Raw genomic sequence first — 22334 nt, 5'->3', positions numbered from 1 at the left:
GGCGCGTAAAGGGGCGCGCAACAATATGACTCTGATCCTCGGCCTCGAATCGAGCTGCGACGAAACCGCGGCAGCGCTCGTCGACAGCGACAGGCGCGTCCTCGCGCACCGCGTCGCCGGGCAGGAGGAGGATCACGCCCCCTTCGGCGGGGTCGTGCCCGAGATCGCGGCGCGCGCGCATGTCGACCGCCTCGCGCCGATCGTCGAACGCGTACTCGCCGATGCCGGAAAGACGCTCGCCGACGTCGACGCGATCGCCGCCACCGCCGGCCCGGGGCTGATCGGCGGCGTCATGGTCGGGCTCGTCACCGGCAAGGCGCTCGCCCACGCCGCGGGCAAGCCGCTGATCGCGGTCAACCATCTCGAGGGCCACGCGCTCAGCCCGCGCCTCGCCGATCCGTCGCTGCAATTTCCCTATCTGCTGCTGCTCGTGTCGGGCGGCCATTGCCAGCTGCTGCTTGTGCGCGGGGTCGGCGACTATCGCCGCCTTGCCACCACGATCGACGATGCCGCGGGCGAAGCCTTCGACAAGACCGCCAAATTGCTCGGCCTCGGTTACCCGGGCGGACCCGCGGTCGAGCGCATCGCGAAAAACGGCGACCCCAAGGCCGTGCCGCTACCGCGCCCGCTCGTCGGCAGCGCCGAACCGCATTTCTCCTTTGCCGGGCTCAAGAGCGCGGTGTCGCGCGCGGCGGCGTCGGGCCAGCACAGCGTCCCCGATCTCGCCGCTTCCTTCCAGCAGGCGGTGGTCGACTGCCTGGTCGACCGCAGCCGCATCGCGCTTTCCGCCTGCCCCGAGGCGACGGCGTTCGTCGTCGCGGGCGGGGTCGCCGCGAACGGCGCGATCCGCGCCGCGCTGACCGATCTGGCGGCACGCCACGACAGGCCCTTCGTCGCTCCGCCCTTGTGGCTGTGTACCGACAATGGCGCGATGATCGCCTGGGCGGGCGCCGAACGCTTCGCCGCGGGGCTCACCGATCCGCTCGACACCGCCGCCCGCCCGCGCTGGCCGCTCGATCCCGAGGCCGAAGCCGTGCGCGGCGCCGGAGTAAAAGCATGACTCGTGAAAGCATGACGTCATATCAAAGCTTCGGCGTGGTCGGTGGCGGCGCCTGGGGCACCGCACTCGCGCAACTGCTCGCCGCCGATGGCGCCCCGGTCCGGCTCTGGGCACGCGAGGCCGAGGTCGTCGCGGCGGTCAACATCGAACATCGCAACACGCTGTTCCTGCCCGGCGCGGCGCTGTCACCCTCGCTCAGTGCCACCGGCACCCTAGCCGACCTGGCGGTATGCGACGCGCTGCTGATCGTTGTCCCCGTTCCCTATCTGCGTTCCGTGCTCGCCGCGCTGCCGCCGGGCGATGCACCGCTGATCCTGTGCAGCAAGGGCATGGAGGCCGAAAGCTTCGCCTTCCCGGTCGACATCGCACGCGACGTGGCGCCGGGCCGCGCGGTCGCGGTCTTGTCGGGGCCGACCTTCGCGCACGAGGTCGCCGCCGGGCTGCCGACCGCGATCACCCTCGCCGCCGCCGACCCCGCGGTCGCCGACGACCTCGCCCGCGCGCTCGCGCGCCCGCATTTCCGGCCCTATGTCTCAGCCGACGTCATCGGGGCCGAGATCGGCGGCGCGGTGAAGAATATCCTCGCGATCGCCTGCGGCATCGTCGACGGCGCCGGGCTCGGCCTCAACGCCCGCGCCGCGCTGATCAGCCGCGGCTTCGCCGAAATGACCCGTTTCGGCCTTGCGCGCGGCGCGCGGGCCGAAACCCTCGCCGGGCTCGCCGGACTCGGCGACCTCGTGCTCACCTGCACCTCGAGCAATTCGCGCAACTTCTCGCTCGGCCAGGGCCTCGGGCGCGGCGACGAGGCGCAGGCGCTGATGGCCGATCGCCGCACCGTCGCCGAGGGCGCGTTCAGCGCCCCGGTGGTCGCCGCCGCGGCGCGCGCCGACGGCATCGACATGCCGATCACCGACGCGGTGGCGCGGCTCGTCGCGGGCGAAATCCGCGCCGGCGAAGCCATTCAGGCGCTGCTCAGCCGCCCGCTGCGACGCGAGGGCCGGTGAGCCAGCGACGACATTTGCCACTCCCCCCCTGCCGCGCTAGAAAGCGGCAGGGCGAGGAGCAAGGGGGACCGCAGGTTTGACCCAGACGGACAGCGCGGCCGCGCCCGCCCCCGACAGCGCGTCGCCTTCCCCTTCACCCGGCGATCCGCCGCGCGACGCCGATACCGCTGCGCTCGCCAAGGGCGGTCGCACCAATTTCTTCGGCTTCATCCTCCGCCTCGTCGCGCGCCTGCCCTTCCTCTACGTCGCGGGCCGCTGGTATGGCGCCGAAGCGGTCGGGCGCTTCGCCTTCGCGGTGCTCGTCATCGAACTCGTCGCCCAACTCGCCACCCTCGGCCTCAAGCGCGGCCTCGCCGAACAGCTGAGCGCGCCCGATGCCGACCATCGCATGGTCGTGTGGGACGGCATGTTCGTCGCGCTGCTCGCCTCGGCCGCAGGGTCGGCGCTGCTCCTCGCCTTTCCGCAACTGATGTTCCCCGCCGGCGGCATCGACAGCACCGACCGCTGGATGGCCGGGCTCGTCTTCGCGATCGCCGGCACCGACATCGCGCTCGCCGCCTGCGCCTATAAATTCGACATCGGCGCGACGGTCCGCGCCCGCGCGGTCGTCGAACCCTGGGTGATCAGCATCGCCGCCGCCGGTTTCTGGTTCGTGTCGGTGCGCGACGGGCTGATGCTGTCCTACGCCGCCGCGATGATCGGCGCCTTTTTGACCGCGCTCTACCCGATGCTGCGCCACTATGGCGGACCGCGCGGGTGGCAGCCGCATCCGGTGCATCTGATGGCGGTCGCGCGCCGCAATGCGCCGCTCGCCGCCGCCGACGCAATCGAATGGGGCACCCGCCGCCTCGACCTGTTCATCCTCGGCCAGTTCACCTCGCCGACGATCTACGGCATCTATTATATGGCGCAGCAGGTCGCCTCGCTGCCGCAGAAGCTCAAGACCAGTTTCGAACCGATCCTCGGCCCCGTCATCACCCGCAACCTTGCCGAGAATCGCCTTGGCGCCGTGGCGGCACAGGTCAGCCAGGTCGGTTTCTGGATCATCGCGGCGCAGGCGGGCGTCGCGCTCGCGCTCGGCATCCCGGGCGAGGCGGTAATGGGCCTCGTCGGCCCCGCCTTCGTCGGTGGCAGTACCGCGCTCGCCTTCCTGCTCGCTGCCGAGGTTGTCGCCGCGACCGCGGTGGTGAGCGAGGCGGCGCTCGTCTATGTCGCGCGCCACCGCAACCTGCTGATCAGCCTCGCCACCCTCGCGCTGCAGGCGGCGCTCAGCATCCTCTTCATCAAGACCGCCGAGGCGATGGGCTGGCCGCCGCTCTACTACGCCGCGGCTGTCGCGCTCGCGCTGATGATCGCGCTGGGCTTCGCGTCGGTGGCCAAGGCCTGGCTGCTCGGGCGCATCCTCGGCACCCCGGTCAACAGCCTGCGCTGGGCGCTGGTGTGGGCGACCGCGGGCGCCGCGGTGCTCGGCTGGGGCGCGACGCAGCTCCCCGAATGGGCCGAACTGCTGATCGGGGTCCCCGTCATCCTGGGAATCTATAGCTGGCTGATCTGGACTCGCGGTTTCGGCCCCGCCGATCGCGCCTTGTTCAAGAAGCATCCCGAACCGGCAACGGCCGAAACCGTCGCCGGCTGAAGATCAGTCGACGGCCTTCTGCGCCGCGTCGCCGACATCCTGCGCGGCATCGCCGACCTTTTGCGCGGCCTCGGTGATCGCGCCGGTTTCGGCCTTTTCATTGCCGAGGAACTGGAAGGCGACGAAGCCCGCGACCGCGAGCGCGACGAGCAGGATCAGCATCATGCCCATCCCGCCGCCGCGGCGCGGTTCGCGATCGACGATCGTCGTGGTGTGCGTCGTCCCGTCGGGATCGCGCGTGGTATGGATTTCATCGGCCATGTGAAGCCTCCTGTGCCAGTGATGGGGCATAGGACGCTTCAACGACCGCGAAGTTCCTAGCCGAGGCGTGCGGCTACCTTCGCCTTCAGGTCGGTCTGCGCGCGCGGGCCGACCTGCGCGATGATCTCGCACGCGCACACCGCGCCCATCGTCAGGCAGTCCGAAATGCTGCGGCCGTCGGCGAGGCCCGCGAGGAAACCGGCGGCGAACAGGTCGCCCGCACCGGTGGTGTCGACGACGGTCTCGATCGGCTCGGCGCCGACTTCGGTACGCGTCCCGCCCTGCAGCGCGATCGCGCCATGCGCCCCGCGCGTGACGATCAGCAGCGGCACCTGCGGCGCGATCTTGGCGACCGCCGCCTCGAAATCCTCGGTCTCGGCGAGCGCGCAGATCTCGACCTCGTTCGCGAACAGGATGTCGAACAGCCCCTCGGCGATCAGGTTGCGGAAATCCTCGCCATGGCGGTCGATGATGAAGGCGTCGGACAGGGTGAAGGCGACCTTGCGCCCCGCCGCGCGCGACACGTCGATCGCGCGGCGCATCGCGGCGCGCGACAGCTCGGGATCCCACAGATAACCCTCGAGATAGAGGATTTCCGAATCGGCGATCCACGCCTCGTCGATCATCGCCTGTTCGAGCAGGTGGCTGGCGCCGAGGAAGGTGTTCATCGTCCGCTGGCCGTCGGGGGTGACGAGGATCAGGCAGCGCGCGGTCGGCGCGCCCTCGGCGAGCGGCGGGGTTTCATAAGCGACGCCCAATGCGCGCAGGTCATGGGTGAAGACATGGCCGAGCTGGTCGTCGGCGACCTGGCCGATGAAGGCGCAGCGTTCGCCGAGCGCCGCCATGCCCGCCAGCGTATTCGCCGCGCTGCCGCCCGACATCTCGATCGCCGGCCCCATCGCCGCGTAGAGCCGTTCGGCCTCGTCGGCATCGATCAGCCGCATCGAGCCCTTGGTCAGTCCTTCGGCGGTAATCAGCGCATCGTCGGCGCGGGCGATGACATCGACGATGGCATTGCCGATGGCAACGACGTCGAAACGGGCGGTGGAGGCCATGAAAATTCCAGTCGGTGATGGGAAAAGATTGCGCGCGGCTTTAGGGATGGCGACGCGCCAAGGCAAGCGCGACGCTTGACGCCGCCCCCGTCGCCGCGCCATCGCGTGTCATGGCCCGCGCCGTCCACGCCCTGCTCCTCGCGTTTCGCGACCTGCCGCAGCCGCGCGTGCTTCGCGTCCTCGCGCAAAGCCTCGCGCTGACGCTGCTGATCTTCGTGGCCGTGGGTGCCGCGATCTTCTTTGCGGCGCGCTGGGCGCTCTATCACTGGCAATGGCTCGGCGAGGTCGAGCTCGACATGGCGGGCCTGTTGATCGCCCTCGCGCTGCTCGGCGCGAGCTGGCTGCTGTTCCGCGCCGTCGCGATCGCCGTCGTCGGCCTGTTCGCCGACGGCATCGTCGCCGACGTCGAGGGGCGCCGCTATCCCGAGGCGGCGCGGCGCGCGGTGCCGGTCAGCCTGGCCAAGAGCCTGCGCCTCGGCCTCGTCTCGGTCGTCCGGCTGATCTTGGTGAACATGGTCGCGCTGCCACTCTATATCCCCTTGTTGTTCACCGCGATCGGCGCGCCCCTGCTCGCCTTTGCGATCAACGCCGCGCTGCTCGGCCGCGATCTAGAGGCGATGGTGCTCGCCCGCCATCCCGACGCGCCGCGGCTCGCGCGCGGCGACCGCTGGGCGCTCGGCATTCTGTCCGCCGCAGCCTTTGTGGTACCCGTCGTCAACCTGTTGGCGCCCATCCTCGGCGCGGCTATGGCCGTCCACCTCATTCACCTGCGAAACAGGGACCATCCATGACCCGCCTTTCCGCCGTCCTGCTGTTCGCCCTGCTCGGCGGCTGCACCGCCGCCGTCCCCTCGCCGCGCAACGTCCCGCCGCCGGTCGCCGCGGCGCCGCCGCCGACCATCGTGCGCCCCGTCCAGACCAACAGCCTGATCGGCCAAAGCGCCGATGCCATCGGCCGGATGTTCGGCAAACCGCGCCTCGACGTCACCGAAGGCGCCGCGCGCAAGCTGCAGTTCGAAGGGTCGGCCTGCGTCATCGATATCTATTTCTACGCCCCGCGCGCCGGCGCCGCGCCGGTCGCGACCCATGTCGACGCGCGCACCCCCGACGGGCGCAATGCCGAATTGGGCAGCTGCGCGGAGACGCTGCGCCGCTAAGGTGACGTCAGGACGCCAGCTCGGAGAGCGCCCACGCCGCCGCCTCGGCAACCACAGCGGACTCGTCGCTTTTTAACCGTTCGAGCGCGGGCCGGAAGCGCTGGTCGCCGCTGTTCCCCGCCGCGATCGCCGCGTTGCGAACCATGCGGCCGCGTCCGATGCGCTTGATCGGCGATCCCGCGAAGACCTGGCGGAACTCGGCATCGTCCAGCGCCAGCAGGTCGCCCAGCGACGGCGCGGCCAGCTCGGCGCGCGGCAGGAAGGCGCGGTGGCGCGCCGCGCTTTCGGCGAATTTGTTCCACGGGCAGACCGCGAGGCAGTCGTCGCAACCATAGATGCGGTTGCCCAGCGCGCGGCGGAATTCGACCGGGATCGGCCCCGCATGTTCGATCGTGAAATAGGAGATGCAGCGCCGCGCATCGAGCCGGTACGGTGCCGGAAAGGCCTGTGTCGGGCAGGCATCCTGGCACGCCGAACAACTGCCGCAGCTATCGCGCCCCGGCACCGCCGGCACCAGGTCGAGCGTGGTGTAGATCGCCCCCAGGAACAGCCAGCTGCCGTGTTGGCGGCTCACCAAATTGGTGTGCTTGCCCTGCCAGCCGAGCCCCGCCGCCGCCGACAGCGGCTTTTCCATCACCGGCGCGGTGTCGACGAACACCTTGACCTCGGCGTCCGCCGCTTCGGCGACCAGCCAGCGCGCGACATGCTTCAGCGCTTTCTTGACGACGTCATGATAATCGCCGCCCTGCGCATAGACCGAGATCCGCCCGCGCTCGGGGTGCGCCGCGAGCGCCAGCGGATCGACATCGGGCGCATAGCTCATCCCCAGCGCGATCACCGAGCGGACCTCGGGCCACAGCCCCTGCGGCGATCCGCGCTGCGTGGCGCGGCTTTCCATCCAGATCATCTCGCCGTGACACCCCTCGGCCAGCCACCGGGTCAACCGCGCCGCGGTCTGCGGCGCGGCATCGGCGCGCGCGATGCCGAACGCGACGAAGCCATGCTCGCGCGCCACCGCTTCGAGCCGCTGTTCGAGAGAGGGCAAGGCTTCGGCAACCATTGGCGCCCTATACGCGAGCGGCCTTCGCATGTCATAGGGGGCGGTGCCGACATTTCGCAGGACCAGCATTTGACCGATCTCAGTGTCGAGGCCGTCGGCCTCACCAAATATTTCGAGGCCTATAAGGCGGTCGACCATGTGTCGCTGCAGGTCCCCGCGGGCAGCATCTATGGCGTGCTCGGCCCCAATGGCGCGGGCAAGACCACCAGCCTGCGCATGATGCTCGGCATCATCGACCCCGACGAGGGCACCAGCCGGCTGCTCGGCGGTCACAAGCCGCAGTCGGTGCGCCACCGCATCGGTTACCTGCCCGAGGAACGCGGACTTTATCCCGGCATGAAGGCGCGCGAGGCGATCGCCTTCATGGGCGCGCTGCGCGGACTCGACTGGTCGGAGGGGCGCCGCCGCGCCGCGACCTTCATGACCGAACTCGGGCTCGAACGCGTCATCGACGAAAAAATCCGCAAGATGTCGAAGGGCATGGCGCAGATGATCCAGCTGATCGGCTCGATCGTCCACGCCCCCGACCTCATCGTGCTCGACGAGCCTTTCTCGGGGCTCGACCCGGTCAATCAGGAACGGCTGGAGATGCTCGTGCGGCGCGAACGCGACCGCGGGGCGACGATCCTCTTTTCGACCCATGTCATGGCGCATGCCGAACGGCTGTGCGACCGGCTCGCGATCATCGCGCGCTCGCAACGCCGTTTCGAAGGCACCGTCGACGACGCGCGCGCGCTGCTGCCGATGCAGGTCCGCTACACCCCGCGGAGCGAGGCCGGCCGCGACGCCGTCGCCGCGCTGCTCCCCGCCGGCGCCGAATTGCGCGGCGAGGCCTGGCATTTCGCGATCGAGGACGGGGACGTCGAGCCGCTGCTGTCGCGGATCACGACGAGCCATCTTGGCGTCACGGGCCTCTCGATCAGCCGCCCGGCGCTCCACGACGCCTTTGTCCATATCGTCCGCCAGGTCGACGCGAGCTTCGACGCCGACGCGGCCGGAGACATCGGCGAGGAGGCCGGCGCATGAACGCCTTTATCAAGAATATGCTCGTCGTTGCGCGGCGCGACTTTCTCGCGATCGTCGCCACCCCGACCTTCCTGCTCTTCCTGCTCGCGCCTTTGTTCATGGTCGGCATGGGACTCGTCGGCGGCATGGGTGCGTCGCAGCTCGCCGACAGCGCGCGCGGCGCCGGCCGCATCGTCGCGGTCGCCGACGCCGCCGATGTCGAGGCGCTGCGCGCCGCCGACACAAGGCTGCGCGCTGCGATGCCGCGCGAACCCGCGCTGCTCGAACTGCGCGTCGCAAGCCCCGCGAACCGCGACTCGCTGATGATCGCGCGCGAAAAGGGCAGCGACACCTATGCTGTGCTCAGCGGCCCGCTGGCGTCGCCGCGCATCGTCGAGCGCGAACCGGGCAGCAGTTCGGGGCGCTATCTCGCGCTGCTCGCGGGCGAAGTGCTGCGCGCCCGCGCCGCCGGCCCGCTGCCGCCGGTAACCCCGACCTATGAAAATCTGTCGAGCGGCGGCACCAGCATTGCGGCCCAGCAATCGCTCGGGTTCGGCGCGGTGTTCGCCATCTTCCTGCTCACCCTGCTCCTCGCCGGGCAGACGGTGAGTTCGCTCGCCGAGGAAAAGGGCAACAAGGTCATCGAAATCCTCGCCGCCGCGGTGCCGCTCGAAAGCGTCTTCCTTGGCAAATTGCTCGGCTTCCTCGGCGTCGCGGTGCTGTTCATCGCCTTCTGGATGGTGATGGCGGTTGGCGGCGGGCTGGTCGCGATGACCCAGATGGACCCGGCGGCGATCGCCGCCGCAGGCGGCGCCAGCAAGGCCGCGGCGACCCTCACCGCCGCGCCCGCCGTCGGCTGGCCCTTCTTCCTCGGCATCGGTTTCGCCTATTTCGTGATGTCCTTCCTGCTCCTCGGCGCGGTCTTCCTCGGGGTCGGCGCGCAGGCGGCGACGGTGCGCGAAATCCAGATGCTCAGCCTGCCAATCACCATCTTCCAGGTCGGCATGTTCAGCCTGTGCGCCGCCTCGGCGAGCGCGCCGGGCAGCAATCTTGCAACCTTTGCGCAGATATTCCCCTTCTCCTCGCCGCTCGCGATGGCGGCCCGCGCCGCGACCGACGACTCGATCGGCGTCCACTTGGCTGCGCTCGGCTGGCAGGCGATCTGGGTCGCACTCGTCATCTTCCTCTCGGTCCGCCTGTTCCGCGCCGGCGTCCTCAGCGGCCGCAGCGACTGGCGCTTCTGGCGCCGGGCCGGTCGGGCCGCGGCGGTGGCGGCACAGGCCACGTCGCTCGACCGCCATTGACAGAATTGTAAATAGTGGCATTCTGCAACTGAATCGGCCGCGTCAGACGGCCCTCCAGAGGAGCAGCCCATGGCCACCCAAGTCCGTATCGCCCCCGAAATCGCCAATCCGCTCGACGTCTCCCGCGCCGAATTGTGGAGCGAGGACCGCTGGCAGGAACCGATGCGCCAGCTGCGCGCCGAATCGCCGATCTATCGCTGCGAGGATTCGAAATTCGGCCCCTATTGGTCGGTGACCACCTACAAGCCGATCCAGCATATCGAGGCTTTGCCGAAAATCTTCTCCTCTTCCTGGGAATATGGCGGCATCACCGTCGCCGGCGACGGCATCGAACATCTGCAGGAGGGCGAGATCCCGATGCCGATGTTCATCGCGATGGATCCGCCGCAACATACCGCGCAGCGCCGCACCGTCGCTCCCGCCTTCGGCCCGTCGGAAATCGAGCGCATGCGCGCCGACACCCAGGCGCGCACCGCGGCGCTGATCGACACGCTGCCGATCGGCGAGACCTTCGACTGGGTCGAACGGCTGTCGATCGAACTCACCACCGACATGCTCGCGATCCTGTTCGATTTTCCGTGGGAAGAACGCCACCGGCTCACCGGCTGGTCTGACGCACTCGGCGATATCGAAAGCTTCGACACGCTCGAAAAGCGCCAGGTCCGGCTCGGCAAGGCGTTCGAAATGGGCGCCGCCTTCAAACAGTTATGGGACGCCAAGGCGCAGAATCCAGGCAAGCACGACCTGATCTCGATCATGCTCCAGTCCGACGCGATGAAGCATATGAGCGAGAATGAGTTCATGGGGAATCTCATCCTGCTGATCGTCGGCGGCAACGACACGACGCGCAATTCGATGTCGGCCTATGCCTATGGCCTGCACAGCTTCCCCGAGGAGCGCGCGAAGCTCGAGAAGAATCACGACCCCGAACTCGCGGTCAACGCGATGCACGAAATCCTGCGCTGGCAGACCCCGCTCGCGCATATGCGCCGCACCGCGACCGAGGATGCCGAGCTGTTCGGCCACCAGATCAAGGCGCGCGACAAGATCGCGCTCTGGTATGCCTCGGCGAACCGCGACGAGAGCGTCTTCCCCGACGGCGACCGCATCATCGTCGACCGCGAAAACGCGCGCCGTCACCTCGCCTTCGGTTACGGCATCCACCGCTGCGTCGGCGCGCGTGTCGCCGAGCTGCAGCTGACGACGCTGATCAGCGAAATGCAGAAGCGCCGCCTGCGCGTGAACGTCCTCGCCGAGCCCGAACGCGTCCACGCCAGCTTCGTCCACGGCTATCGCCATATGCCGGTGCAGCTCGAAAAATATTGATGGGGGTTGAAACCTCCGCACCGGCGCCAACGTATTCAGGGTAGAGGAGCCCTGCCATGATCGAACGGCGTTACATTATCGGCGGCATCGCGCTCGGCGGCGCGCTCATTGGCGCGCCGATGCTCTTTGCCAAGGCCTCGCCGCGTCCGAAGGCGCAGCCGGGCTGGCAACTCAGCGAGGCCGAGTGGAAAAAGCGACTGACGCCCTTCCAGTACAGGATATTGCGCGAAGCGGGGACAGAGCGCCCCTTCACCAACGCGCTCAACAACGAGCATCGCGCCGGCACCTTCGGCTGCGCCGGTTGCGCGCTGCCGCTCTATTCGAGCAAGACCAAATATGACAGCAAGACCGGTTGGCCAAGCTTCTGGGAGCCGCTGAAAGGCGCCATCGGCCTGTCGACCGACCATGAGCTCGGCTATGCGCGGACCGAAGTCCATTGCCGCCGCTGCGGCGGTCATCTCGGCCACGTCTTCAACGACGGCCCGAAACCGACGGGCAAGCGCTATTGCATGAACGGCGCCGCGCTCAGCTTCCGCCCCGCCTGACGCGATAGAGCCGCGCCGCCGACCCCTGCGGCATCGGCACGGGTTCAAGCCACGACGGCACGCGTCCCGACGCCAGCGCCGCGGCGAGTCCGGCCGGGAAGGACTTGGCGACATTCTCCATTTCGGGCTGGCCCGGGCAGACGAACAGATAATCGGCGCGCGCAGCCGCGACGATCGCTTCGGCATCGGCGGGGGGTGCGGCAAAGGCCCCGATCACCCGGTTCATCGCCGCATGGTTACGGTGATGCCCGGTCGCGACGACGGCGTGCGGCGTGGCGACGAGGAGCATCGGGCCGATATCGATCCCCGACAGCACGAGTCCCGTCGCCTGCCGCGCGAGCAGCGCCAGATCGGCGGGCGCCGGGCACGACGCGGCCGGCTTTTTCTCCGTGCGCGGCGCCGGCGCGATCATACCCACCGCCGAAGTCGCGATCTGGCCGAGTACCGGCGGCACGACGAGCAGCACTGCCAGCGACGCGCCGATCCGTGCCAGCGGCGAACGTCGCGACTGGCCATGACGCCAGAGCGCCACCCCGGTGAGGGCAAGCGCGGGCAGCGCATAGACATGGGTGACCGCGGTGGTCCGCGCGATCAGCAGCGACAACAGGCAACTTGCCGCGAGCACGATCAGCATCGTCTCCCAGCGTGCTTTCGCGGGTCCCGGCGCGGCGTTCCGCCAGATGCGCCAGCACAGCGCCAGACCGACGAGCGACGGTGCCAGCAGCAGCGCCATCGCCGGCGCCGCCTGCCGCCACACCGGTCGCCCTTCGAGCACATTCACATACCAATAATCGCGCACCAACGGCTCGAGCGCCCCGAACGGCCCCGCGAGGCAGAGCGGATTCTGCCAGGCAAACACCGCCGCACCGGCCGCTCCGGCGACCGCGATCAGCCCGAGCCGGACGCGCCAGTCGCGGCGCACCGGCGCCAGCCGCGCCCCGCCGATCAGGATCAGCGCCGCCACGGCGGCACCGCTCTGGAACGGGCGCGACCAGGCGTCGCACCAGTCGCCTGCCACGCCGTCCCAGCCGCGCGTCGCGAGCAGCAGCAGCGGCGCGCCGAGCGCCAAGGTCGCGACGAAGCTCAGGAACCGCGCGCCCGCGGCTGCGTCGCGCAGCCAGGCGAGCGCAAAAATACCGCCGAACAGCAGCAGATAGGGCAAGGCCTCGAGCGAGACGACGAGGTGCAGGCTCATCACCGCCCCCGCGAGCAGCCCGTGGCGCCGGTCGGCGGCGCCGAGTGCGATCGCCAGCATCAGCGTCGACAAGATCGTCTGCCAATTGTGATGATCGATGCGCAGCGGCACGAAATAATGGAGGAAGGTCACCGTCGTGGCCGCGAGCAGCAGCCCGGTCGCGACCACCGCGCGGTCGTCCGACAGACGCCGTAGCACCAGTGCGATCGCCAGAAACAGCGGCAACAGCAACAGCGGCGGATAGAGCGCGACCACCCATTGCTCGGCGGCGGCACGGCCGATCAGCGGTTCGAGTATCAGGATCAGCGCGGCGATCTGCGCATCGATCAGCCGCGACCAGTGCATCAGGCCGCCCGATGGTGGGTTGATGCGATATTGCGTCGTGTCGAACCAGGACTGACCGGCGATCAGGTCGCGCACCTGCACCAGCCGCAGCGCGTCGTCGCCGTCGCGAAAGCCCATCGTCGCGATCGCCGGCCAATAGATCGCCAGCATGACTGCCATGACGCCAAGTGCCAGCGCGACCGCAAGCCACAGGTCGCGCGCGAGCGGGCGCGGGGCGGAGGCACCGGTCATCGCGGGTCAGCCGCGCGCAAAGACGATCGTCTTGCGCAGCACATAGGTGGTCTGGAAACTGATCGCGATCGCCGCGAGCTTGGCGAGCCGCGGGTCGAGGCCGAAGGCGTCGCCGATCCACACGATGCCGACGGTGATACCGAGTCCCGCCAGCGCCGACCCGAGGAACAACGCCTTTTGCCGCGCACGCTCGACCCCTTGGGTCCGCGCGCCCGCGACGAACACCAGCCGCGTCGAGATCAGCCAATGGACGGCGATCCCGGCGCTATAGCTGATCGCCGATGCCGCGGCGGCATGCCAGCCGCCCGCGAGCAGCAGCAGGAACAGCCCCATATCCGCCGCCAGCGCCAGCGCGCTCGCGCCGATATAGCGCAAATAGGTGATCTGGTGCAGCCGCGCGAGCAGCCGCTGCCCGAGACGACCGATGCCGGCCTCGCCGAGCATCAGGCGGCCTTGCTCACGCGCGCCGGCACGTCGCGGACCGACGCCAGCGCCGCCTGCTCGCCCTCGGTGCCGCTCTCATGATATTCGGCGTCCTCATTGACACCCCAGATGTCGTAAATGCGCTCGCCGGCGACGATATTGCGCACCGTCAGCATCGCGGTCATCATCGCATGATCCTGGTTGTTGTAACGGTGCATGCCGTTGCGCCCGACCATGTGCAGCGTCGGATAGCGCGCCTCGAGTTCGGACCGCATCGTCTCGACATGCGCGGCATAATGGTCGTCATAGACCGGATAAGCCTTTTCCTGCCGCACCACCGCGCCGCCGACCACATCCTTGGGGTCACACAGCCCGAGGATCGCCATTTCCTTCGTCGCCAGCGCCACCAGATCCTCGTCGCTCGACGCCCACAGCCCGTCGCCCTCGAAGCAGAAATATTCGAGGCCGACGCAGGCGAGTTCGGGATCGGGCACCATTTCGGGCGACCAGCTGCGGAAATTCTGCACCCGGCCGACCTGCACCTTGCTGTCGTGGATATAGATCCAGTTGTCGGGGAACAGGTCCTCCGAGCGAATCTTGAGCGCGACGGTCAGGAAATCGCGATATTTCAGGGACGGCGCGGCGGAGAGCGCGCACGCCGGCAACGGATGGATGCGCGCCGCGAGCTCGCGCATCGGCGCGGAACTGATAACATGCCTCGCATCGATCATAACATCGCCGTCGGGCCCGGTCGCGGTCAGCCGCCAACGGCCCGACACCTGATCCTGCGTCACCTGCTTGAAGCTATGCCCCATCAGCACCGAATTGCCGCCCGCGACGACCTTGTCGCGCGCCGCTTCCCACATCATGCCCGGCCCCAGCCGCGGATAGCGGAAGGTTTCGAGCAACGTCTTGGTCGCCATGCCGTCATTCGGCGCCTTGTTGAGCCCCAGGCTGCGCTTCAGCCCGTCGAGCACCGCGGCGCCAAGGCTCAGCCCCTTGATGCGCTGCGCCGCCCAGTCGGCCGACATTTCGTCGCACGGCATGCCCCACACCTTCTCGGTATAGGTCTTGAAAAAGATCGAATAGAGCTTCCGCCCGAACTGGTTGATCGTCCAGTCCTCGAAGCTGCGGACTTTCTTGTTCGGAAACAGCTTCGCCTGCGCATAGCTCGCCATGCACAAAGTCGAACGCACGATCCCCAGATTCCACAGCGCCTCGAACGCGCGCAGCGGATAGCTGTAGAATTTGCCTTCATAATAGATGCGGCTCATCCGCGGGCGCTGGATGAAATCGTCGGGCAATATCTCGTTCCACAGGTCGACGACTTCCTGGCTCTTCGAGAAAAAGCGGTGACCGCCGATATCGAAGCGGAATCCCTCATGTTCGACCGTGCGGCTGATCCCGCCGACATAGGTCGGGTCCTTCTCGATCACGGTGACCGAAAAGCCTTCCTTGGTCAGCAGATAGGCGGCGGTCAGCCCCGCCGGCCCCGCCCCGATGATCGCGACATCGGCGCTGGTCGGACGATTTTTCGGCGCGGATGCGTCGGACATAATTTGATTCCCCACAGGCAAATTCATGCTCAGCGATTGCTGTGGGCAATCATGGATAAAAATTGGTTAACATCGCGCGGGAATATCGCCGCGCGGCCGCGTTTCCGGCCCGTTTACTCGGCTCTGGCCCGGCGCTAAGCAGGGTCATGATCGGACGCCGCCTTTTGCTGGGGCTTGCGGTGTCGCTTGCGACATATGCTGCGCCGTCGGCCGCGCAATTCGTCCCGCGCGAGGCGATGATCCCGGCCGAACAGGCCGCCCGGCAACTCGCGCCCGACCGCGCGGCGCCGACCCTCGCCGAACAGGACCAGATCGCCACGCTCGAAAGCCAGGTCGGGATCGACAGAGCCTGCAACACGACCTGGCAGCCCGCGCTGGAAGCCCCGCGACGCGCGCTGCTTCAGCTCTACGAACGCACCTACGGCCCCGACCATCCGGCCACCGCCCGCCCGCTCATGTCGCTGCTCTGTCACTTCGCCTATAATGGCAAGACCCCCGAAGGACGCGCCGAGAACGAGCAAATCATCGCACGCCTCGTCGCGATCGGCCGCAAGCGCGCGCAACCCGCCACGCTGTTTGCCGCGCTGACCGCGCAGGCAGGGCTGCGACGCGAGCAGGCAAAGCCCGACGCCGCCATCACCGACGCCACCGAGGCGCTCGCGCTGGCGCGCCGGCACTTCGCCGACTATCCGGCGATCGTCGCATCGAGCGCCGGCGCACTCGCCGCAACTTTCGAGGCCGCAGGCCGCCCGGTCGATGCCGAGCCGCTGCGCCAGGAGGCGGTCACGCTGATCCAGACGATGCCCGACGTGAATCGGCTCGCGTTGGTCGACGTCTATGAAGCGCTCGGCAACAACCTCACGGCACAGCTGCGCGCCAAGGATGCCGCGAGCTGGTTTTCGCGCGAGCTCGACATCTTCGAAGCGATCCTTTCTACCGCCAATGCCAACGATCTCAGCAACATCATCCTCTATTCGCAGCGGCTGTACGGGGCCGACCCGCCGCGGGTCGAGGCGCTGTATCGCGCGGTGCTCGCCCGGCAGGAGGCCGACCCGGCGAGCAGCGACAAGCGCAACTGGATGACGCTGTGGAATCTCGCCAAATCGACCTCGCTCGAACGGGGCTGGAAAAACAATGTTTTCCGCAGCGACCTGAGCGAAGCGATCGCCTATCAGCGGCGCGTCATCGCGGCGATGGGCCCCGGGCAGGGCAATAGCTTCGAACTCGAACTGGCCAGCCTGTTGCAGCAAAGGCGCGATACCGCGGCCGAAGCCGAAACCATCTATCGCCGCGCGCTGGCGGGCGATCCCGACAATCCCGCGCTGATCGAGAATCTCGGCAATACATTGCAGATTCTCGACCGGTTCGACGATGCCCTGCCGATCCGCCGGCATGCGGTCGACATCGCCAAGGCGCGGTTCGGCCCCAGCCACCGCGAAACGCTGCGGCTCGCGCAGAATCTGGGGGTCGCTTTGTGGATCCAGCGCCGGCCGAGCGAAGCCAGGCCCTATTATGAGGATGTCCTGGCCGGATATCGCGCCGAGTTGTCCGCGATCCCCGAGGGCGCGAACGCCGACTATCGGCGCAGCCTGAGCGATTTCATCAGCATCAAGGCGAGCGACCTGCTGAAACTCTACTGGACCGACCGGGCGAACCCCGCGCAAGGCGGCGATGCGGCCAGTCGCGCGGCGGGGTTCGCCGTCGCCCAGCTCGCGCACCCCTCGGTTTCGAGCGCGGCGATCAGCGAAACCGCGGCCCGCACCCTGGCCGAACGGGCCCGCAAAGGTGAATTGTTCGGCGCGTGGGTCGCGGCGCGCGACCGGGTCGTTTCGCTCGACGCGGCGATCGGCGGCGCGGCCCAGCGCGGCGCCGGGGGCGACGCCGACCGGGGCCGGCTGCTCGAAGAGCGCGCCGCCGCCGGCAAGATGCTCGCCGAAACGACGATCCGGCTGCAGGATCAAATGCCCGACATCTTCGCGACGCTCCGCCCCGAACCGGTGGCGCTGGCCGAAGTGACCGGCAGCGAGGGCAAGCCGGCGCTGCTGCGCGAGGATGAAGCGCTGATCCTCCTCTATCCCGGGATGCCCGATGCACGCGGCGAGATGAGCCGCGGAATCGCCTTCGCGGTGACCCGCACGGGATCGGCCTGGACCGAAATCCCGATCGACGGCGCCGATCTGGCGCAGGTCGTGGTCGACCTTCACGGGCAATTGTCCGACCGGCAAAATTCCGGCGCGACCGAACGGGTGCCGGGCGAAGACCTGTTCGACTATCTCCACTATGATCGCGGCGCCGCCTATCGCGTGCATCAGGCGCTGTTCGGCGATCCCGCCGTCGCCGCGCTGCTCAAGGACAAGGGCCGCTGGATCATCGTCCCCGAAGGCCCGCTGCTCGCGCTCAATTTCGCGGCGCTCGTGTCGCGCCCGCCCGCAGGCGGCGCAGCCGGCGACATCGATCCCGCCATGTTGCGCGCGACCGCCTGGCTGGGCCTCGAACGCGCGATCGTCGTGCTGCCATCGGTCGACGCGCTGCGCACAGCGCGCCGGGGCCGCGCCATGGCGTGGGGTCCGGGCAAATTCTATGGCGTCGGCGACCCCGCCTTCCGCGGCATCGCCGATCCCGCCCCGAAGGCATCGCCCGACCGCATCGCCGTGGACAGCGCCGCTCGTTCGGCGACGGCGAATATCCTGATGGCGCCGCGACAAAGCCTCTACCGCGGCGGCGTCGCCGACCCCGCGATGCTCGCCAAGCTGCCGCGCCTCGACCATAGCGCGGCCGAAATCCGGACGATGGCCCAGCTCCTCGGCGCCCCGCCCGATCGGCAATTGCTCCAGCTCGATGCGACCCAGGCGCGGATCGAGCGCAGCAGCCGCGACGGGACGCTGGGCGACAGCAATATCGTACTTTTCGCCACCCACGCGTTGCTCGGCGGCAGTTTCGACGGCACGCTGGCCGAACCCGCCCTGGCGCTGACGCCGGGCGCCCGGACGGGCGGCGAACCCGCCGACGCAAGGAACGACGGCCTGCTGACGGCGTCGGAGGTCGCCGAACTGCGCTTCAACGCCGCGCTGGTGATCCTGTCGGCGTGCGACACGGCGGCGGGCACCAGGGGTGGCGACGGTTTCAGCGGGTTGACGCGCGCTTTCCTTCTGGCCGGCGCGCGCGCCGTGCTGGCGACCTACTCGCCGGTCAACGACGAAGTCGGCGAACGGATGACCACCACCGCGGTCGCGCGGCTCAAGGACAAGCACGGCGACATCGCGGCGGCCTTGCGCGAAGCGATGCGCGAGATTGCCGCCGATCCTTCGCGCGATACGCGCGGTCAATCGCTCGCGCATCCGGCGGCATGGGCGGTCTATGTCGCGATCGATCCGTCCTGAACCAAAGGGGCGACCGGCCTGCCCCGATTACGGGACGGATGGCGCCCGCGCGGGACCCTTGTCCTCCGCAACCGGCGGCCCGCGCGCGCTGTTGCCCGCGCCGGTCACCCCGTCGCTCGCCGCCGCCAGATCGCGGCGAACCGGCTTCAGCGCCAGCGTCCCCAGCCGTATCCGCGGCGCCGCCTTGCCTGGCGATGCGCCGATGGCAAACGCGCCATCGATCCGCAGCAACTGCGCCGACGCTTTCGCCAAACGCACCGTGTAGCGGCCGTAAGCAACGCTTTCGAAAAGGAAATATCCGTCGAACTCGGTCAGCGTCGTCGCGCGCACCCGGCCCTCGGCATCGACGAGTTCGAGTCCCAGTCCCTCGATCGCATTGCCGCCGTCGCGGATCGCGACCCCCTCGATCTCGCCCGCCGCGGTCATCGGTAGCATCACCCGCGTCGCGACACCCGGACGCGGGGTGACGACGACGCCGGGCAGCGCGGGCTGGACATAGGGGTCGGGCAGGCTGCCGGCGTCGATTCCGATCATCACGGCGCGAAAGGGTTCGAGCCCGTCGACCGTCGCGCGCCCGCCCTTGTCGGTCGCGGCGTCGACAAAGGCATGGCCCGCAGTGATCGGCACGTCGGGCAGCGCGGCCTCGCCCGGCTGGCGGATGCCGTCGCCATTATCGTCCATCCACACCTCGGCCGTCACCTGGCCGCGGCTCGCGAGTTTCTCGCTCGACACGCGCCAGCCGCCACCCTGTGGTTTGGGTCCGAAGCTGAAGGCGAGCGCGAGCGACGCGGCGACCGAGCCGTCGCTCGCCACTTCGCCGAAACCCGTCAGCTGCAACGTGTTGAAACGGCGCGTATAACCCAGGCCCGCCCGCGCGCGGTCGAGCCCCTTGTCATAGCCGAGTTCGGCGCGCCACTCGGCGTCGCCCTTGCCTGCCCATTCGGCGATCACCGTCGCCCGCGAATCGGCGCTCGCGCCCGACAGCGCAAAGCGCGCCTCGCCGCGGAGACGCACGCGCCCGATGCGCGCATTTGCCAGTAAGGTCGCGCTGAGATTGTCGGGCGGATCGGGACCGATCGGCACTTTCGTGCGGCTCCAGTCGAGCTGACCGGTGAAGGTCAGCGCGCGAAAGCTCGCCGAGGCGCGCGCCGAGGCCTCGAGGCTCTGCACCCCCGACGTCCGGTCGACCTGGCGCAGGTCGAGATGCAGCGGCAGCACGGTGCGCCCGAGCTTGACCGACTGGTCGACCGAAATCTGATACAGCCCGTTGATATTGTTGATGAAACGGTCCGACACGAAACCGCCGAAGCCGCGCATCGCGTCGGCGCGCACATAGGTCTCGCCGAACGCCGCGAGCCAGCTCGCGCGCAGCGCGCCGCCCCCATCATCCGCATAGGCGCCCGATACCTCGAGCAGGGTCGGGCCGATCGAACGGCGCAGCGCGACTTCGCCATAGTTGCGCCGGACATTCTCGATCATCAGGCTGTGCGCATAACCAGCAATTGACGTGCGCGTGTCGAGCCCGCGCTCGACCCCGATCGTGCCGCGCCAGCCGCGGCGGAAGGTCTGGCGCCGATTGCCGAATTCGACCAAATCGGCATTTTCCTGGGCGAAACCCGCCCAATAATAGGTTTGTTGCGGTGGGATCGAATCGATCCCCACCTGCAACTGCTTGATCTCGCGCCGTATCTGACCCTGTGGGCCGTACAGCACGATCTCGAAGCGGTTCGAGCCATATTGCAGCGGCACATCGAGAAATTCGTAGCGGCCGTCGCCATTGGGGCTGGTGAAGGCCAGCAATTGCCCGTTGCGATACAGCTCGGCATCCCAGCCCGCGGGCAGGTCGCCCCGAAAATCCGTCTTGTCGAACGCATCGGGGCGCTCGACCGGGCGGTTGGTCAGCACCGCACCGCGCCCCGGCGACGAACCCGCGACGATTCCGGTCGATAGCAGGCTGACATCGCCGACCGCATAATGGGTCGCCTTCAGCGGGCCAAGCAACTTGCCCTGCGGATCGGTGCGATAGAGCCGCATCCGCAGGCTGTCGGGCACCCCCTCATTGTCCGACGACAGCCGCGCGTCGAAACTCTGCCCGAGCACCTCGCCCGCCGCAAAAACCTCGTAGCGCGCCTGGACATAGGAGCCGCCGCGCTTGTCGTTAACGAACCCCGCCGAGGCGACGACATCGACCGACGGCGTCGCCCAGTTTTCATAAGGTCGCGCCGCCTGCGGCAGGCTCGCGAGGTCGAAACTCTGCTGCGGGCGCAGCCCGGCGCCGCGCGCGCGGCGTTCGGCGGCGAGCTGGAAGGGCAATTTCTCTTTCGAATCGATACGCAGCACCGCGTTCGACATATCCGGGACCAGCGGCAGTTCGAACCAGGCGGCGAGCTGCGTCACATCGACGCACCAGCCCGCCGCGGTGTCGCGGATCGCGGTGGTGTCGATGGCGAAGCTGCGGCTCCCCAGCCTTACCTCGCCCGCATCGCGGTCGATCGTCAGGCTGCGGCGCTCGTCGAACACCCAGCCGGTTGCGCGGCGCAACTTCTTGTCGACGCGGATCGGCAGGTCGAGCGCGAGCACCATGTCGGCCAGGTCGACGCACATCCCCGTCGGCGTCTGATAGCCGCGCACCCCGTCGCCGAGCCGGTACTGGCCCGAGCGCAGGTCGAACAGCCAGCTGTCGTCCTCATTGGGTTTCCAGCCGTCCGAAACTTCAGCTTTTTCAGCCGCATGGGCACCGGCCGGGACCAGCCCCACCAGCGCCAGCCCGGCCGCGAGGACCGGGAAAATTCGTGTCAGAAGCGCGCGAAGCATCGCCGCGCCCGCTCGGCCGACTACCCGATGCTCATTTCACCACCCGGTCGACCGCGTCGATCGTGCCGCCGCCGACCTCGCGGTCCTCGCTATAACGGATGCGCACCGGCCCCTTGAGCTTCGCCGCCAGCTCGGCGGGCACGCGCAACTGGACCTGGCGCTGGCCGACCTCGGGATAGACCGCGATGCCGCGCGCGAGCAGCAAAGGCTCGGCGACCCCGGGCCGCGTCACCTCGATATCGCCATAGACCGAACGGTTGCCGCTGCGCGCGAGGTCGAAGGCGAAGGCCGGCCCGTCGACGGTATCGACCACCCGCGCCTCGCCGATCGACGCCTCGGCCCCCAGGTCGCCGACGCGCACGATCACCGGGATGGTGATGCCATAGATCGGGGTGAGCGCGATCGACACGCCGCCGCTGGTCGCGGGCTTCGCCGGGTCGGCCGCGGGCGCCGCATCGGGCACCGCGCGGAACAGCATATGCGCGCGATATTCGCCGGGCGGCGTCCCTTCGGGCACCCGCACCCCGACGCGGATCACCTGCGGCTGGTTCGGCGGCAAGGTGACGCGGCGCGGGCTAAAGCTAATCATGGCCAGCGCCGCCTTTTCGGCGTCATTCGCGTCACCCTCGTCGATCTCGTCGAGCCCGCCGAGCGCGGTCATCCGCTTGATCTCGAGGCTGATGCGATAAGTCGCGGGCTCGGACCCGATATTGTTCAGCACCACCTCGGTGCCGCGCGAGCCGTCGAGGACGACGCGGGTCGGCGCGACGAGCAGATCGCCCGCGGCGTGCGCGGGCATCGCCGCCGCACCGATCGCGAACGCGGAAAACAGGCACAAATCCTTGAAAAATCGCAACATGGAAATGGTCCCCACCATTTTGGAAACCGGTCGGCCCACACCGCCCGGCAGTCCCCTCCCTGTTGCGCCAACATGGTTGATATTTTGCTAACCATGGTGTTTCGCGCTGGCTGTGCAGC

The 22334-nt window shown here is 68.7% G+C and carries 18 protein-coding genes; 10 read left to right on the top strand and 8 right to left on the bottom strand.

What is annotated here, in order from left to right; genetic code table 11:
* The first annotated feature begins 25 nt into the window (after positions 1–25).
* From tsaD to AC07U1_RS05975, 3 genes are all read left to right on the top strand, one after another.
* Complete coding sequence (tsaD, locus tag AC07U1_RS05985) at positions 26–1060, top strand: tRNA (adenosine(37)-N6)-threonylcarbamoyltransferase complex transferase subunit TsaD (RefSeq protein WP_187139253.1); 1035 nt, start codon at positions 26–28, stop codon at positions 1058–1060.
* 11 nt (positions 1061–1071) lie between these two features.
* Positions 1072–2064 carry an NAD(P)H-dependent glycerol-3-phosphate dehydrogenase gene (locus AC07U1_RS05980; RefSeq protein WP_495177164.1) on the top strand — a complete coding sequence of 331 codons (993 nt, stop codon included), beginning with the start codon at positions 1072–1074 and terminating at the stop codon, positions 2062–2064.
* 76 nt (positions 2065–2140) lie between these two features.
* Entirely contained in the window at positions 2141–3700 is a 1560-nt protein-coding gene (locus AC07U1_RS05975) for a lipopolysaccharide biosynthesis protein (protein ID WP_187139255.1), read from the top strand.
* A gap of 3 nt (positions 3701–3703) precedes the next feature.
* Here the strand turns inward: AC07U1_RS05975 and AC07U1_RS05970 are convergent, their stop codons facing one another.
* The gene (locus AC07U1_RS05970; RefSeq protein ID WP_056341981.1) at positions 3704–3961 is read right to left on the bottom strand and encodes a hypothetical protein; all 258 of its coding nucleotides are present in this window, start codon (positions 3959–3961) and stop codon (positions 3704–3706) included.
* Between the two features lie 56 nt (positions 3962–4017).
* Positions 4018–5016 carry an adenosine kinase gene (locus AC07U1_RS05965; protein WP_056341976.1) on the bottom strand — a complete coding sequence of 333 codons (999 nt, stop codon included), beginning with the start codon at positions 5014–5016 and terminating at the stop codon, positions 4018–4020.
* A 110-nt stretch (positions 5017–5126) separates the two neighbouring features.
* Here AC07U1_RS05965 and AC07U1_RS05960 point away from each other — a divergent pair, with 110 nt between their 5' ends.
* Both AC07U1_RS05960 and AC07U1_RS05955 read left to right on the top strand, forming a co-directional pair.
* Positions 5127–5807, top strand: a complete 681-nt coding sequence (locus AC07U1_RS05960; RefSeq protein WP_495177165.1) for an EI24 domain-containing protein — start codon at positions 5127–5129, stop codon at positions 5805–5807.
* Positions 5804–6172 (top strand): hypothetical protein, encoded by a 369-nt coding sequence (locus AC07U1_RS05955; RefSeq protein WP_056341969.1) that lies wholly within the window; start codon positions 5804–5806, stop codon positions 6170–6172. Before AC07U1_RS05960 ends, AC07U1_RS05955 begins: the two co-directional genes overlap by 4 nt.
* Positions 6173–6179: 7 nt before the next feature.
* Here the strand turns inward: AC07U1_RS05955 and queG are convergent, their stop codons facing one another.
* Positions 6180–7232, bottom strand: a complete 1053-nt coding sequence (gene queG / locus AC07U1_RS05950) for a tRNA epoxyqueuosine(34) reductase QueG (RefSeq protein ID WP_495177166.1) — start codon at positions 7230–7232, stop codon at positions 6180–6182.
* A gap of 69 nt (positions 7233–7301) precedes the next feature.
* Here queG and AC07U1_RS05945 point away from each other — a divergent pair, with 69 nt between their 5' ends.
* The 4 genes from AC07U1_RS05945 (at position 7302) to msrB (ending at position 11412) form a co-directional block, all read left to right on the top strand.
* Positions 7302–8258, top strand: coding sequence for an ABC transporter ATP-binding protein (locus tag AC07U1_RS05945; protein WP_492735001.1), 957 nt, complete (start codon positions 7302–7304; stop codon positions 8256–8258).
* Complete coding sequence (locus AC07U1_RS05940; RefSeq protein ID WP_495177167.1) at positions 8255–9541, top strand: ABC transporter permease; 1287 nt, start codon at positions 8255–8257, stop codon at positions 9539–9541. Before AC07U1_RS05945 ends, AC07U1_RS05940 begins: the two co-directional genes overlap by 4 nt.
* A gap of 69 nt (positions 9542–9610) precedes the next feature.
* Positions 9611–10867: a cytochrome P450 gene (locus tag AC07U1_RS05935; protein WP_056341960.1), complete on the top strand. Its 1257-nt coding sequence runs from the start codon at positions 9611–9613 to the stop codon at positions 10865–10867.
* A gap of 56 nt (positions 10868–10923) precedes the next feature.
* Complete coding sequence (msrB, locus tag AC07U1_RS05930) at positions 10924–11412, top strand: peptide-methionine (R)-S-oxide reductase MsrB (protein ID WP_495177168.1); 489 nt, start codon at positions 10924–10926, stop codon at positions 11410–11412.
* Here msrB and AC07U1_RS05925 read toward each other — a convergent pair.
* From AC07U1_RS05925 to AC07U1_RS05915, 3 genes are read right to left on the bottom strand one after another with little or no spacing between them, the layout of a single operon-like run.
* Positions 11393–13183 carry a hypothetical protein gene (locus AC07U1_RS05925; RefSeq protein WP_495177169.1) on the bottom strand — a complete coding sequence of 597 codons (1791 nt, stop codon included), beginning with the start codon at positions 13181–13183 and terminating at the stop codon, positions 11393–11395. The genes msrB and AC07U1_RS05925 overlap by 20 nt on opposite strands.
* A gap of 6 nt (positions 13184–13189) precedes the next feature.
* Entirely contained in the window at positions 13190–13627 is a 438-nt protein-coding gene (locus AC07U1_RS05920; protein WP_056341951.1) for a GtrA family protein, read from the bottom strand.
* A complete protein-coding gene (locus tag AC07U1_RS05915) occupies positions 13627–15162 on the bottom strand; it encodes an NAD(P)/FAD-dependent oxidoreductase (protein WP_495177170.1) in 1536 nt (511 codons plus the stop codon). Before AC07U1_RS05915 ends, AC07U1_RS05920 begins: the two co-directional genes overlap by 1 nt.
* Before the next feature lie 146 nt (positions 15163–15308).
* Between AC07U1_RS05915 and AC07U1_RS05910 the strand changes: the two genes are divergently transcribed.
* Positions 15309–18542, top strand: a complete 3234-nt coding sequence (locus tag AC07U1_RS05910; protein WP_495177171.1) for a CHAT domain-containing tetratricopeptide repeat protein — start codon at positions 15309–15311, stop codon at positions 18540–18542.
* A gap of 27 nt (positions 18543–18569) precedes the next feature.
* Here the strand turns inward: AC07U1_RS05910 and AC07U1_RS05905 are convergent, their stop codons facing one another.
* Together AC07U1_RS05905 and AC07U1_RS05900 are read right to left on the bottom strand one after the other, a co-directional pair.
* On the bottom strand, positions 18570–21356 hold the full coding sequence (locus tag AC07U1_RS05905; protein WP_495177172.1) for an MSCRAMM family protein: 2787 nt from the start codon (positions 21354–21356) through the stop codon (positions 18570–18572).
* A gap of 31 nt (positions 21357–21387) precedes the next feature.
* Positions 21388–22215, bottom strand: a complete 828-nt coding sequence (locus tag AC07U1_RS05900; RefSeq protein ID WP_495177173.1) for a fimbrial biogenesis chaperone — start codon at positions 22213–22215, stop codon at positions 21388–21390.
* Positions 22216–22334: the final 119 nt, after the last annotated feature.

It is taken from the genome of Sphingopyxis sp. GW821-FHT02C12 (assembly GCF_059421785.1).
Note: the sequence above shows the minus strand (reverse complement) of the source record. Positions and strands in the feature narration are given on the sequence as shown.